The organism is Massiliimalia massiliensis (assembly GCF_900155615.1).
Lineage (GTDB): Bacteria > Bacillota > Clostridia > Oscillospirales > Ruminococcaceae > Massiliimalia > Massiliimalia massiliensis.
This window is the reverse complement of the sequence record NZ_FUHT01000002.1, coordinates 114,433-129,044: the sequence shown is the minus strand read 5'-3', so window position 1 is coordinate 129,044 and position 14,612 is coordinate 114,433. Positions and strand designations below refer to the sequence as shown.

Here is a 14,612-nt window from a genome sequence, read left to right as displayed (position 1 = left end):
GACGGCAACGCGCCCCTCTTGCCATTTTCGTACAAGAGGAGCGCATTCATAAATACGAAATACAACAGCAGACATATTATAGCACTTATTAAAAGTATTTTCTATAAGTCTCCGTTGTTTCGCGTTATTTTGTAGAAATCACCAAAACTGAAATCATTTTATTGGTATCAATATCCATTGAAATGTCCGTTTTTGATGATGGAAGGATAATCAACATAAGCGTAGTTTAAATCAACCGGTTTGCTGCCCAGGCCGTTTACCCGTCCATTGGAGGTATACTGCCACATTTGGCAATCACCCTTATAGGTAGTGTTCGGGGAACTGACACCATAATGCGCCAGCCAAATGTCATACTTGCTGGTAATGCTGCTGTTTAAGCTGCCATTCAGGAAATAGGCGTAGCTGTAAACCATCACGTAGTAGCCGTTGTCCTCGAGAATGCTGCAGTAGGCGTCGACAATGGCGCTCATTTTGATAGCGCCCAGGGCGGCCTGGCTTGCTTCCTCAACATCATAAACAATGGGATATTCAAACTTCTTTCCATCCAGCAGGTCTACCATAGCATAAGCCTCTGTTTTTGCCTCCGCCACAGTTTTGGCATAGCTGTAATGGTAAACGCCCAAGTCCAATCCGGCAGCCCGCGCATTTTTATAGTTGCTGGCAAACTGCTTGTCGACCTGGCTCGGATAAAGATTAAACCGTCCGAAGCCACCCCGGATTATAGCGAAATCATAACCGTCTGCTTTCACTTTTTTCCAATTGTCGACCGAAACGGTACCGTTCGCATAGGAGGCGTCCACGCCATGCGCAACGAAACCGTTTTTCACAGTAACGGTTACCGTCTTGGAAATAGAACCGTCGGAAGCCTTAACTGTAATTTTAGCAGTGCCGGTCTTTTTTGCTGTAATAACGCCGCCGGAGGAAACAGTGGCGATTCCTGTATCGGAAGAAGAGTATTTCACTGTTACACCCGACTGTGTTCCTTCCAAGTTCGCATCCAGGCGGAAGGTTTTTCCAGGCATCATTGGAACCGTACTGGCGTTTAGCGTTAGATTTGCTCCGAGTACAGTAATAGTAATGGATTTTTTAGCGCCCTGCCCATCCTTGGCCTTCACTGTGATAGTCGCTTTCCCTGCCTTTTTAGCAGTGATCTTTCCGGTACTGGAAACGGTAGCGACAGATGTGTTCGAGGAGGAATAGCTGACAGATTTGCTGTTCGCTGAGGAGGGCGACGCGGTTGCCTTGAGCTGGTAGGTTTTTCCGATATACAGTTCCCGGCTGGCAGTGTTGAGAGTAATCTTCGTTACCGGCTGCTTTACAGTAACCTTAACCGTTTTTTTCTTGCTGCTGCCGTCCTTGGTCTTGATAGTAATGATCGCCGTTCCTTTTTTCTTTGGAGTGATTTTTCCGGAGCTGGAGACAGTTGCGACAGCTTTATTGGAAGAAGAATAAGAGAGTCCCTTGTTGCTTGCGCTGGAGGGATAAACCTTGACAGACAGGGTATAAGGCTTTCCGACATAGACTGTTTTTGAGGAAACAGAGGGTTTGATGCTCGTTACCTTCTGCCTGACGGTGATCTTACAGGTGGCCTTTGCGCCCTGCCCGTCCTTGGCCTTCACTGTGATGATAGCCGTACCACCCTTTTTGGCTTTGATCTTGCCCGTGCTGGAAACAGTAGCAACCGATTTGTTGGAAGAGGAATAGGTCACTTTTCTGCTGTTTGCCGAGGTGGGGGAGGCAGTTGCCCTCAGCCGATAGGTCGCTCCGGCATTCAGCGTTTTTTTGGTGGCGCTGAGCTTTACTTTTGTAACGGGCCTTTTCACAGTAACTTTGACGGTTATCTTTTTATTGGTGCCGTCCGTTGTTTTGATGGTGATTTTGGCGGTACCCTTTTTCTTGGCGGTAATCTTCCCGGAGCTGGAAACAGTGGCAACCGATTTATTAGAAGAGGAATAGGACAGCTTTTTGTTGGTTGCGTTAGAAGGGGAAACCTTTACCGATAAGGTATATGGCTTACCAATATAAACGGTTTTCGAAGAGACAGAAGCTTTAATGCTCGTTACCTTCTGCTTGACCGTCACTTTACAGGTGGCCTTGGCGCCTTGTCCGTCCTTCGCGGAAACGGTAATAGTCGCGGTACCCGCTTTTTTGGCTGTGATTTTACCGGTGCTGGAAACAGATGCCACTGAGCTGTTGGACGATGAGTAGGCAACAGCCCGGCTGCTGGCAGAGGATGGGGAGGCTGAGGCGGTAAGCTGGTAGGATGAACCGGTATAAAGGGATTTGCTGGCAGCATTTAAAGAAATCTTCGTTACCGGCTGGCACACTGTTACGGCAACCGTTGCAGACAGATTGCTGCCGTCCTGGGTTTTAACGGTAATCACAGCAGTTCCTTTCGCTTTTCCGGTAATGGTGCCGCTGCTGCTGACGGAGGCAACAGAGGAATTGGAGGAAGAAAAGGAGAGGGCTTTATTACTGGTGTCAGTCGGAGTAAAGGAAACCTTTAAGGAATAGGGCTTCCCGATATAAATTGTCCGGGAGGTCACGCCCGGCTTGATAGCGGCGGCCTTCTGCTCCACAGTGACTTTACAGGAGGCGGAAACGCCGCTTCCATCCTGTGCCGAGACCGTGATTATTGCCGTCCCGGCCTTTTTTGCAGTGACGAGGCCGTTATTATCTACCGAGGCAATCCCGGAGTCAGAGGACGCATATTCCAGTACGGTTTGCTCAAGGCCCGCAGGCTCAGTCCCTGCTTCTAGCTGCAGAGTGCCGCCGACTCCCAGCACCGCAGAAGAATGGTTTAGCTGAATAGCAGTTACCAGAGGGAACCCCAACTGCTGGAGTTCATCCGGAGATAGGATACTGGTAAGCTGTCCGGCGGATAACGGGGAGAAAATCCGGATTACTGCAGCGTCTGGATTTTCAGGGTCAGGTTCCTGTAATGTGAGATCACCCGGTAAGGGGGATTCTCTGGTATAAATTACAACAGAGTCAGAACCTAAAAAGGCGGAATCCGAGATTGTATCAGGCACCCTCTGAAAGAGGAGAGCTTTAAGAGCCGGGCAGTCAGAAAAGGCGCGGCTTTGGATCGCGGTAATTGACTCAGGGAGAGACACTGCGGTTAAATCCGTGCAGGAGGAAAAGGCCTCTTCTCCAATTGCGACCACCGGAATCTCTCCCGCCCCGGAGGATACGGCGCCCGGCAACTGAACAATAGAGGCTGTACCGAGATATTCTGAGAGTATGGCGCCTTCGTCTGAAATCAGATAACGGAAGTCCCCCTCAGCCTGAATGATACTGTCAGCGGGCTGTTCTTCTGCCGACACGGCAGACGGTACTGAACACAGCACCTCAATAAACAATAAAACCGACAGAAAAACAGCGGCAAAGCGTTTTGATTGTGTCATAAAGCTCCTCTTCCTTCCGGTTTAAACGGATATACAAATTCAATTTAATTATAACAGGTAAAAAATAAAAAACAAGGGCGGACTGCTTTCTGAGCCGATTCGACAGGCTTTTGTGTCAATTTTGTAACTTATTGGGAAAGGGGTTGTCATCTATCCAGAAATTACCTATAATAGAAAGAAGAATGGACGGGAATGCATATTCCCGCGGTTTGTCGTACACTCTAATATCAGGTATGACAAAGATTGGAAGTGGATAGTAGCATGGGCCGGATTTTATATGTTGTGATTCCCTGTTATAATGAAGAAGAGGTTTTGCCCGAAACAGTAAAACGGCTGAAGGGAAAATTCCAGGCTTTGATCCGGGAGGGCCTGATCTCGGAAAAGAGCAGAATTGCCTTGGTCAACGATGGATCAAAGGACAAAACCTGGGAGCTGATTGAGGGCTACCACAGGGAGGACTCTATGATTTGCGGAATCAATCTTAGCCGCAACCGGGGACATCAGAACGCCCTTTTAGCAGGCTTGATGACGGTCAGGAAGCATGCAGACGCAGTCATTTCTATGGATGCTGACCTACAGGATGACATCAATGCGATTGATGAGATGATGGAAAAATATCTGGATGGCTGCGATATTGTATATGGAGTGCGTTCCAAACGTGTAACCGACAGCTTTTTTAAGAGGGTGACAGCGGAAGGGTTTTACCGTGTGATGAACTGGCTGGGTGCCAATACGGTTTTCAATCACGCGGATTACCGCCTGATGAGCCGCCGCGCATTGGACGGGCTGGCGGAGTTTAGAGAGGTAAACCTTTTCCTGCGCGGGATAGTGCCGATGATTGGATATCGGACGGATACAGTGCTGTATGAGCGGAGCGAGCGATTTGCAGGAGAAAGTAAATACCCGTTAAAAAAGATGCTCTCCTTTGCACTGGAGGGAATCACTTCGTTGAGTGTGAAGCCGATCCGGCTGATCACCTCACTGGGCTTTTTGGTGTTCCTGGCAAGTATGATTATGTTTGTTTATATTCTGGTACGTTTTTTCACCGGCAATACTGTAACCGGATGGTCCAGCGTTGCGGCCAGTGTTTGGCTGATCGGCGGACTGACCCTGTTGGCGATTGGAATCGTGGGTGAGTATATCGGGAAAATTTACCTGGAGGTGAAACAGCGCCCGCGCTTTATCATTGACCGATTCCTGCACGATGACAAGGATGAAACCGGATCGTGACAGAGATAAAAAAGACAGCAGGCAGAGCTGCAGCTCTGCCTGCTGTCTTTCATTAGTGTCTTTAGACGGTTGAGTGCCAGCGGCACGAAACAGAAAACCACCCGCTATGCGGGTGGGAAACAAAAGGTTAAACCAAAAAAATCACCTTTCGTGGTACAATAAGATGTTCAAGCTTATTGCAAAAAAAGAAAGGTGATTTTAATGGCAAATAAAACAAACAGTTTATCACACACAAAATGGATGTGTAAGTACCACATAGTGTTCATACCGAAATACCGAAGAAAAGCGATATACGGACAGTATAGAGTGGATTTGCAGAAAATCATAAGAACACTGTGTAAATACAAAGGAGTAGAAATACTGGAAGGAAATATGATGCCTGACCATGTACATCTGCTTTTAAGTATACCACCAAAAATAAGTGTGTCAAGTTTCATGGGATACTTGAAAGGAAAAAGTGCGTTGATGATGTTTGATAAACATGCAAATCTAAAGTATAAGTATGGGAACAGACATTTCTGGGCAGAGGGGTACTATGTAAGTACAGTAGGACTCAATGAGGCAACCATACGGAAATACATAGAGGAACAGGAAAAGCACGATATAGCACTGGATAAATTGAGTGTAAAAGAGTATGAAGACCCTTTTAAGGGTAGCAGGTAGTACGAACGCCCTTTAAGGGGCGGCAAAAGCGGCAAAGGCAATAGGCTTGAACAAAGAGAAAGCCAGCGTCTTTAGGCGCTGGTCGGTATCTGCCCCTTATAGGGGCGAGCAAACCACCCGTTTGACGGGTGGTTATGATTTTGTTTCCTGAAATTCGTATCCAAGCCTTAGGGCATCAAGATTGGGCGTCAGAAGCTTTTGCTTGGATTTCGGCACACAGGCCTTGATGGCCTCGCACACCGTTTCATAAGAAGTAAAGTGGACTGCCTGCAGGGTATAGCCTAAAAGGACAATATTCGCAAATTTATCAAGATGGTGTCTCGCGGCGAGCTCTGTGGCTGGAATCGGACGATACCGGATATCTTCCCGGGTCTGTTCCGCTTCAATCAAAGAGCTGTCATAGACCACGCAGCCGCCTTTGGTTACCTTTCCAATAAATTTATCAAAGGATGGTACGTTCATCGCAATCAAAATGTCAGGCTCTAAAACAATCGGACATCCAATCGGTTCGTCGTCTACACAGACAGAACAGTTTGCCGTCCCGCCGCGCATTTCCGGGCCGTAGGAGGGCAGCCAGGAGACTTCCTTTCCCTCCAGCAGGCCTGTGTTTGCGATAATCTTTCCTGTGAAAAGAACGCCCTGTCCGCCGAATCCGGCGATCATCAGATTAGTCAGCATCGGAAAATACCCCCTTTTCCGAAACATCTTTGTATACGCCGAGCGGATAGTAGGGAACCATCTTTTCCTCCACCCAGTCAAGCGCCTCCAGAGGAGTAACGCCCCAGTTTGTCGGGCAGGTGGAAAGGATTTCAACGATGGAAAAGCCCTTGCGCTCCTTCTGTACAGTCAGAGCCTTTTTAATCGCTTTTTTCGCCTGCATGACCCGCTGCGGGGAATTGACCGCAACCCGCTGGGCAAAAGCGACTCCGTCAAGAGTAGAGAGCATTTCGCAGACCCGAACCGGGAAACCCGCGACCTTTGGATCGCGCCCATATGGGGTGGTCTGTGTTACCTGGCTGGGGAGGGAGGTCGGCGCCATCTGGCCGCCGGTCATCCCGTAGATGGCGTTGTTGACGAAAATGACAGTGATATTCTCGCCGCGCGTTGCTGCATGGACGGTTTCGGCCGTTCCAATTGCCGCAAGATCTCCATCTCCCTGGTAGGTGAACACTGTTGCCTCCGGAAGTGCGCGCCGGACGCCGGTCGCCACAGCGGGCGCCCTGCCGTGAGGCGCTTCAATAGTATCGCAGTTAAAATAATCATATGCCATGACAGCACAGCCGACCGGTACGATGCCGACCGTTTGATCCAAAAGCCCAAGCTCCACCAGGCTTTCCGCAAGGATGCGGTGGATAATACCGTGAGTGCATCCGGGGCAATAGTGCAGAACATGGTCTGTCAATCCCCTGGTCTTTTCAAATACAGTTCCCATGCTTACACCTCCCTGTTATCTGCTATTGCCTGAATTTGTTCGAGCAGCTCATTGGGGGATGGAACCATCCCGCCTGTCCGGCCATAGAAATGGACATGGGAGCTGCCGAGTACAGCGAGTTTTACATCATCGACCATCTGTCCCATGCTCATTTCGGCTACCAATATGTTTTGTGCCTGCTTTGCTTTTTCCGCAATCAGCTTTTTGGGGAATGGCCAAAGGGTGACGGGGCGAATCAGACCAGCTTTGATTCCGCGCTCCCTTGCCGCGCGGACAGCGCTGCGGGCGATACGCGCAACAGCGCCGTAGGCTACGACCAGCAGGTCTGCGTCGTCGGTAAGGAATTCCTCAGCCAGTACCTCGTTTTCCTCAATTGCCTGATACCGGGTAAAACGGTCTTTCACGATCTGTTCCAGTTCATCCGGCTGCAGGAAAAGGGAATTGATAATGTTCGGGGCGCGTTTCCCCTTTGTTCCGGTTGTCGCCCAGGTTTTTTCCGGGAGCCGGTCCGACTTTTGCTCCGGAAAAACTACCGGCTCCATCATTTGGCCGAGCAGACCGTCCGCAAGGATCATTGCGGGGACGCGGTATTTGTCGGCCGTGTCAAATGCCAGCCCGACCAGCTCAGCCATCTCCTGTACGCCGGACGGCGCGTAGACGAGCACCTGGAAATCTCCATGTCCCATCGCCTTGGTTGCCTGCCAGTAATCAGCCTGGGAGGGCTGGATTCCGCCAAGGCCGGGGCCGCCCCGCATGACGTTAACAATAACGGCTGGTACATCCGAGCCTGCAAGATAGGAAATCCCCTCGCTTTTTAGGCTGATTCCGGGAGAGGACGACGAGGTCATTGCGCGGACACCGGCGCTTGCAGCGCCCAATACCATGTTGATCGCGGCGATTTCAGATTCTGCCTGCAGGAATGTACCGCCGATTTGGGGCATCCGTTTTGCCATATAAGCCGAAATTTCGGTTTGAGGGGTAATCGGATAGCCAAAAAAGTGGTGGCATCCGCTTCGGATCGCCGCCTCAGCCAGCGCTTCATTCCCTTTCATAAGAAATTTGTTTGCCATAATTTTTCGGTTTCCCTCCAGGGGAACCTGCCTCCTCTTATTTTTCTACTGTAATGACACAATCGGGGCACATCATCGCACACATTGCGCAGCCAATGCACTTTTTCGGATCAATCACCTCGATTGGATAATAGCCTTTATGATTTAATTTACGATTGTTCTGCGCCAGGATTTTTTGCGGGCATGCCTTGGTACAGAGCAGGCAGCCCTTGCAGCGCTCAAATTCAATTGTTATTTTTGCCATTTTGATTCCTCACTTTTATCATTCTTTCTGAAATATCGTAACAGGAAAGCCTATTTGTTCCTGATTTGTGATCCATTCCGGTACTGCAGTAAACCAAACCGGCAGGCCGGCAAGCTTTGCGGTTTCTTCTGCCAGGGGCTGGACATTGTTTATATCGTCAATGCCTGTGTCCGAACCCAAATTGGAGTTGTGAATCAGCCGGGTAACACGAAGCCGGCAGGCAGATTCGATTTCACGGAGCACCTGTATTGTCTGTACGGGCGTCTGTGTCAGATAACGAAAGAAATTCATAACATAGCACAGGTCATAGTCCCGCTTTCTGATTTCACCTGATAGCTGTCCCAATGAAACTGCGCCGGCGTCATCTCCGCCGACATCAATCAGCAGATAACGGCTTTCGTCCCGGATTACTTCTGTCAGGTTCGGCGGAAGGGCAGGAATGTCGAGATTGGAATTAGCAAAAGGCGGTGTGATCAGGCGGACGCCGTATTCGGAGAAAGTTTGGCTGTAATCGGCTGACCGGAAATAGGGGTTGACCAGATCCATATCTACTACAGTTACCTGTCTGCCATGCTGAGCCAACAGGATCGCAAGATTTGCCGCGAGGCTTGTTTTACCGCTTCCATAATGGCCGCTGATAATACAGAGTCTTTTCATGGAAGCCAGAATTTTATCTTTCAATGAGATTCCTCCATTTTTGCGATTATATCTATATTATCACAAAAAACAGTGAAGGAAAACCCTTCGACAAAAAAGTAACAAACTTTTTTTGCTTTGGGCAGAGCCCCAGGTAGTGTCCAGTTGCGAAAAAGTAAGAAAAGTGGTAAAATAATAGGGTTAGAAACGATGAAGTAGAAAGAAGGCGTTTGGGTGTCTGTTAAAAATTGGAGGCTGCCGAAAGAGAACCGAAAATTGGCACAGATTTTAGCGGAGGAATGCGAAATTTCGCAGATGACCGCTGAAATTTTGGTGAACCGGAATATTACGACCTTTGCCCAGGCAGACGTCTTTTTAAACAGCGATCTCATACCGGAGGATCCCTTTGCCCTGATCGATATGAAGCGGGCAGCCGAGCGGGTCATGCAGGCGGTTGACAGCGGGGAATCAATTGTTGTCTACGGAGATTATGACTGCGATGGAGTTACCGCTACCGTAATTTTATACAGCTATCTGAGTATGCTGGGCGCGCAGGTGTCCTATTACATCCCAAAGCGGGAATCAGAGGGCTACGGCCTGAACTGCGGCGCGATCAAACGGATTGCCGAGACGGGTGCTTCTCTCGTGGTGACGGTGGACAATGGGATTTCTGCATTGGAAGAAATCCGGTACGCAAACGAGCTTGGGCTGACCGTCATTGTAACTGACCACCACCAGGTAGGAGAAGAGCTGCCGCCGGCTTATGCGGTAGTCAACCCGCATAGGAAGGATTGTCCAAGTGAATTTAAGGATCTGGCAGGCGTCGGTGTTGCGTTTAAGCTGGTAACTGCGCTGGAAAACGGGGACTATGACAGCACACTGGAACAGTTTGCCGACCTGCTTGCCATTGGCACAGTTGCTGACCTTGTCCCTCTTACCTCCGAAAACCGCGCCCTTGTTCGAATTGGATTAGAGGCAATTGCGCATACTGATAATATCGGGCTTGCCGCTTTGCTGGACGAAGCGGGAATATCCAGAGATAAAATCAACTCTCAGACAGTGGCGTTTGGAATTGCGCCGAGGATTAATGCGGCTGGCCGGATGGCGGACGCTTCGCTTGCGGCGGAGCTGCTGCTATGCGACGATACCCAAAAGGCGGCGGAACTTGCCGGGCAGCTCAACGCTTTGAATACGCAGCGCCGCTCCCAGGAGGACGGGATCTTCGCTGATATCGAGGAGATGATCTGTGAAAATCCGGACGTACTCTATCACCGTGTCCTTGCGTTCTACCATGAAGGCTGGCATCCGGGTATCATCGGGATTGTAGCCTCTAAGGTTTTGGAACGGTACGGGAAACCGGCGCTTTTGATGTCCTCTGAGGAGGGGATGCTGCGGGGATCTGCGCGCAGTGTAGAGTTTTTCTCCCTGTACAAGATGCTGGTTGCCTGCGAGGCTCTATTGACGCAGTATGGCGGTCATACTCAGGCTGCCGGGTTTTCCCTAAAGGAAGAAAATTTTGACCGCTTTTATGAAGAGATGGAACAATATGCGGCAAGAGAATGCCAGGTCATGCCAGCCTTTACATATGAGGTGGATAAGGTGATCACGCCGCAGGAGCTCACCCTGGAGCAGATTCGGGATACCTCTGTGCTGGAACCGTTTGGCACGGCCAATCAACAGCCGCTTTTCTGCCTTCAGCGGGCTGTGATCCGTTCTGTTGTGCCGGTGTCTGACAATAAGCATATCCGGCTTAGGCTCACGTTTGGCGGGATGGAGATTTCCGCTATGTATTTTGGGATGAACACCGGCCGGTTTTTATTCCGGGAAGGAGAAACGGTAGATTTTCTCTGTAATATTACCATCAATCCATATAACGGAAGGGAATACCTTTCTATTTCTATCAAGGATATCCGGTCAACCGGATTCGAACAGCAGAAATTTTTTAATGCAAAAACCTATTACGAAATGTTCCGGCGCGGAGAGGCGTTGAGCACAGGCGTGATCAAAAAGATGATTCCGAACCGGGAGAAGACAGCACTGGTCTATAAATATCTCAGACAAAATCGCGGTTATCATGGGGATGTTGACCTCCTGTTTTCCGTTTTCCGTACAGGCGGGTTGAATTACTGCCAGTACCGGGTGATTTTGGATATGCTCGATGAGCTTGGGCTGATTGAGGTTTCGCCGCTTCAGGACAGCATTACACTCTCCGAGTATGAACATAAGGTGGATTTACAGCAGGCGCCAACCTTGCAAAGGCTGGAAAAGCTGGCTGGTTGATTTGACCTGAAATGATAAGAGGGCGAAGAGGGGATCGCTATGCAAGATAAGATCTATCAGGAACTAAGCCGGATGATAGCAGAGTCCGGAAGGGTTTATGATACCGGTAAAATTAAAAAGGCATATGTGTGCGCGAAGAAGGCACACGGTTCACAGAAACGGATTTCTGGGGAACCGTATATTCATCATCCGCTCCAGGTTGCCTGTATCCTGGTTGAGCTGGGAATGGATACGGAGTGTATCTGCGCTGCCCTGCTGCACGATGTGGTAGAGGATACGCCGGTTACGCTGGAGCAGGTGAAGGGCGATTTTGGGGATGAGATCGCCGCTCTGGTCGACGGGGTGACAAAGCTTGGCAAGGTGCCGCTTTCCACCAAGGAGCAGCAGCAGTCGGAAAACGTGCGGAAAATGCTTCTGGCGATGAATCAGGATATCCGCGTGGTCATTATCAAACTGGCCGACCGGCTGCATAACATGCGCACGCTTTCCTATATGCGCCCGGATAAGCAGAGGGAAAAATCGCTGGAGGTTATGGAGATTTATGCGCCGATTGCCAACCGGCTTGGAATTATGGCGGTCAAAGAGGAGCTGGAGGATTTGGCTCTCCAATACTTGGATCCGATCGCTGTCGCAGAAATTGAGGCTACTCTTGCGATTAAACGCAATGACCGGAATATGATTATTGAATCGATCAAGGAACGCATCCGAGACCGGCTGAAGGAATACCACATCGATCCGTATATTGAAGGACGGGTCAAGAGCCTTTATGGAATTTACCGTAAGGTGTATATGGCCGGACGGGATTTCGACGAGGTATATGATATTTTTGCCGTCCGGATTATCGTCAATACAGATATTGAATGTTATAATATCCTGGGAATCATCCATGATATGTTTACCCCGATCCCAAACCGTTTTAAGGATTATATCTCAACGCCAAAGCCGAACATGTACCAGTCCCTGCACACCACAGTGCTTGGCAAAGAGGGGATTCCGTTTGAGATACAGATCAGGACATGGGATATGCACTATACGGCGGAATATGGGATCGCTGCGCACTGGAAATATAAAGAAGGAATCAACGGCAGGGACAAGCTGGAGGACCGTCTTGCATGGATCAGGCAGATTATTGAAGCGCAGAAGGATTCTGAGGGCGCTGAGGATATTGTCAAGACAATCAAAACTGACCTGACGCCGGAGGAGGTTTATGCGTTTACGCCCAAAGGGGACGTGAAATGTCTTCCAGCCGGCTCTACCGTGATCGATTTCGCTTATGCGATCCACAGCGAGGTTGGGAATAAGATGATCGGCGCTAAGGTGGACGGCCGGATTGTTTCGCTGGAGCATAAAATTGAAACCGGACAGATTATTGAGATTCTGACTACAAAGTCTATTACCCATGGGCCGAACAAAGACTGGCTGAATATTGCCAGGACGAGCGAGGCGCGTTCCAAAATCCGCGCCTGGTTCAAACGGGAGCGGAAAGAGGAAAATATCATCGAGGGCAAGATGGAGCTGGAGCGGGAGCTCAAGCGCAACTATATCCGCCTGGATGAAGAGCAGTACCGCGACCTGATCGAAAAGCTCTGCAAACGGTATAACCATGACGAAAACGATTTGTATGCCGCAATTGGATATGGCGGAATTAACCTTCAGAAGATCATGCCGCGCCTGAAGGAAGATTATGTCAAAATGATCAAAAGCGACAATGCCGATCCTCAGGATATTGTTCTTGACAAGCTGACCGATACCAAGAAAAAGCTTTCCGGCGATGTTGTCGTGGAAGGCTTAGATAACTGCCTGGTAAAATTTGCACAGTGCTGTGCCCCGCTGCCGGGCGACGACATCATTGGCTTTGTTACAAGAGGACATGGTGTTTCCGTTCATAAGCGGGACTGTGTCAATGTTGTAAACTCGGTCAATGACCCGGAACAGGCAGGACGCTGGATTGCCGTTCACTGGACTGGCGACGTAGCGCAGAATTATTATTGTACTCTTGATATTGTCGCGCGTGACCGGGACGCGCTTTTTGCGGATATCAGCCTGGCGCTGGCAAACCAACGGGTACCGATTCATGAGATCAGCGCAAAACAGCTTAAAAATGGAAATGCCATTGTAGTAGCAACGATCAGCACACAGGGCGTGGAACATTTAAAAAATATTATGTATAAGCTGGGCAAGGTAAACGGTGTGATCAGCGTAGAGCGTTCCGGCAAATAGGAGGAGAAACATTGAAGGCTGTACTGCAACGGGTATCCTCGGCAGAGATTACTATTAACGGGGAGTATTCCAATGGAACGATTGGACAGGGGCTTATGGTTCTGCTGGGCGTGATGGAAGGCGACGAAGAACCACAGGCTGAATTCCTGGCAAAAAAAATTATTGGCTTGCGGATTTTTTCTGATTGCAACGGAAAACAGAACCTTTCCCTTCAGGATGTGGAAGGAGAAATCCTGGTAGTTTCCAACTTTACCCTTGGCGCGGACTGCAGTCATGGAAGGCGGCCCTTTTATGCCAATGCCGCCGCGCCTGATAAGGCGGCGAGGCTTTATCGGTATTTTCTTGAATGTCTGCAAAAGGAAGGGCCGAAAAGGCTGGTAACAGGCGTATTCGGGGCACATATGGACATTTCGATGACCGCAGACGGGCCGGTTACAGTGATCCTTGATACGAAGGAGCTTGGAAAATAAAAAACCGTATAATAGAAACGGCCCCGCGGATCATCCGCGGGGCCGTTTCTATTATTGAGATGGAAAAATGGGTTTTTGTTTTCCCCTATAGGTAGTATTTTTATGCGTTCTTCTTCATCTGCAGCTTCAGGCGGTCAGCAATCATTGCAATAAATTCTGAATTTGTGGGTTTTCCGCGGCCATTGTGGATCGTGAACCCAAAATATGAATTCAGGGTGTCGACGTCTCCGCGATCCCAGGCAACTTCAATCCCATGACGGATTGCGCGTTCCACTCTGGAAGAGGTCGTCTTAAACTGCTTTGCGATAGTGGGATAAAGCAATTTGGTAACAGAATTGATCATTTCACTGTCCTGGATAGAAAGGATGATCGCTTCCCGCAGGTAATGATAGCCTTTAATATGCGCCGGGACGCCGATTTGATGAATTACATCAGTGACAATCATCTCCAAATCTGGATTTTGTGCTGCAGCAGGCTTTACAGCGCTGTCATGCCGCAGTTTTACAGCAAGATTGGAGACGGCATCGCACAGTTCTCCGATTTTAAATGGGCGATTAAGATATTGATAAGCGCCGTTTTGCAGGTTTTCTTTCTGACTCTGCACGTTTTCATAAGAACCGATCACGATAAATTTTGGAAGGTCTAATTTTACGGCATCTACACTTTTCATAATCCCAATGGAATCAATATGCTGCATGTTTGATTCCATTACGACAATGTCCGGCTCAAAGGTATGGATTTCTTCCAAGACAACAATACCGTTTTTTGGCGTCGTTTTGACATGAAAATTTCTTTCCTCCAGAATCTTGGCACAACTGATGCCAAAGTTTAACGAATCATCACCTAATAATACTTTAATTCTATGGTTCATGATGAATTATCCCCCTATCTGTTGTTGATATCCATATTTTACCATAATTTTCCAATTCTCACAAGAAGAAATTTTCGAGCTTTCCCGAT

12 protein-coding genes are annotated in these 14,612 nt (G+C 49.0%); 5 read left to right on the top strand and 7 right to left on the bottom strand.

Features of this window, described 5'->3' with window-relative positions; all coding sequences use genetic code 11:
- Positions 1-167: 167 nt before the first annotated feature.
- On the bottom strand, positions 168-3,407 hold the full coding sequence (locus tag CZ360_RS00575) for an Ig-like domain-containing protein (protein ID WP_077532274.1): 3,240 nt from the start codon (positions 3,405-3,407) through the stop codon (positions 168-170).
- 261 nt (positions 3,408-3,668) lie between these two features.
- On the opposite strand from CZ360_RS00575, the gene CZ360_RS00570 reads away from it, so the two are divergent.
- Positions 3,669-4,637, top strand: a complete 969-nt coding sequence (locus CZ360_RS00570) for a glycosyltransferase family 2 protein (RefSeq protein WP_077532273.1) — start codon at positions 3,669-3,671, stop codon at positions 4,635-4,637.
- A 201-nt stretch (positions 4,638-4,838) separates the two neighbouring features.
- A complete protein-coding gene (gene tnpA, locus CZ360_RS00565) occupies positions 4,839-5,300 on the top strand; it encodes an IS200/IS605 family transposase (protein WP_077532218.1) in 462 nt (153 codons plus the stop codon).
- A 132-nt stretch (positions 5,301-5,432) separates the two neighbouring features.
- On the opposite strand, the gene CZ360_RS00560 is transcribed toward tnpA, so the two are convergent.
- The 5 genes from CZ360_RS00560 to CZ360_RS00540 are packed head-to-tail and all read right to left on the bottom strand — an operon-like array spanning position 5,433 to position 8,727.
- Positions 5,433-5,978: a 2-oxoacid:ferredoxin oxidoreductase subunit gamma family protein gene (locus CZ360_RS00560; protein ID WP_077532272.1), complete on the bottom strand. Its 546-nt coding sequence runs from the start codon at positions 5,976-5,978 to the stop codon at positions 5,433-5,435.
- A complete protein-coding gene (locus tag CZ360_RS00555) occupies positions 5,968-6,732 on the bottom strand; it encodes a thiamine pyrophosphate-dependent enzyme (protein ID WP_077532271.1) in 765 nt (254 codons plus the stop codon). The genes CZ360_RS00560 and CZ360_RS00555 overlap by 11 nt, the downstream gene beginning before the upstream one ends.
- A 2-nt stretch (positions 6,733-6,734) precedes the next feature.
- A complete protein-coding gene (locus CZ360_RS00550) occupies positions 6,735-7,802 on the bottom strand; it encodes a 3-methyl-2-oxobutanoate dehydrogenase subunit VorB (RefSeq protein WP_077532270.1) in 1,068 nt (355 codons plus the stop codon).
- Positions 7,803-7,839: 37 nt separating this feature from the next.
- Positions 7,840-8,046, bottom strand: coding sequence for a 4Fe-4S binding protein (locus tag CZ360_RS00545; RefSeq protein ID WP_077532269.1), 207 nt, complete (start codon positions 8,044-8,046; stop codon positions 7,840-7,842).
- A gap of 18 nt (positions 8,047-8,064) precedes the next feature.
- Positions 8,065-8,727, bottom strand: coding sequence for a nucleotide-binding protein (locus CZ360_RS00540; protein WP_077532268.1), 663 nt, complete (start codon positions 8,725-8,727; stop codon positions 8,065-8,067).
- A gap of 189 nt (positions 8,728-8,916) precedes the next feature.
- On the opposite strand from CZ360_RS00540, the gene recJ reads away from it, so the two are divergent.
- The 3 genes from recJ to dtd are packed head-to-tail and all read left to right on the top strand — an operon-like array spanning position 8,917 to position 13,652.
- On the top strand, positions 8,917-10,962 hold the full coding sequence (recJ, locus tag CZ360_RS00535) for a single-stranded-DNA-specific exonuclease RecJ (RefSeq protein WP_077532267.1): 2,046 nt from the start codon (positions 8,917-8,919) through the stop codon (positions 10,960-10,962).
- Between the two features lie 39 nt (positions 10,963-11,001).
- Positions 11,002-13,182 (top strand): RelA/SpoT family protein, encoded by a 2,181-nt coding sequence (locus CZ360_RS00530; protein ID WP_077532266.1) that lies wholly within the window; start codon positions 11,002-11,004, stop codon positions 13,180-13,182.
- Between the two features lie 11 nt (positions 13,183-13,193).
- Positions 13,194-13,652: a D-aminoacyl-tRNA deacylase gene (gene dtd, locus CZ360_RS00525; protein WP_077532265.1), complete on the top strand. Its 459-nt coding sequence runs from the start codon at positions 13,194-13,196 to the stop codon at positions 13,650-13,652.
- A 100-nt stretch (positions 13,653-13,752) separates the two neighbouring features.
- On the opposite strand, the gene spo0A is transcribed toward dtd, so the two are convergent.
- Entirely contained in the window at positions 13,753-14,523 is a 771-nt protein-coding gene (gene spo0A / locus CZ360_RS00520; protein WP_077532264.1) for a sporulation transcription factor Spo0A, read from the bottom strand.
- Positions 14,524-14,612 lie beyond the last annotated feature (89 nt).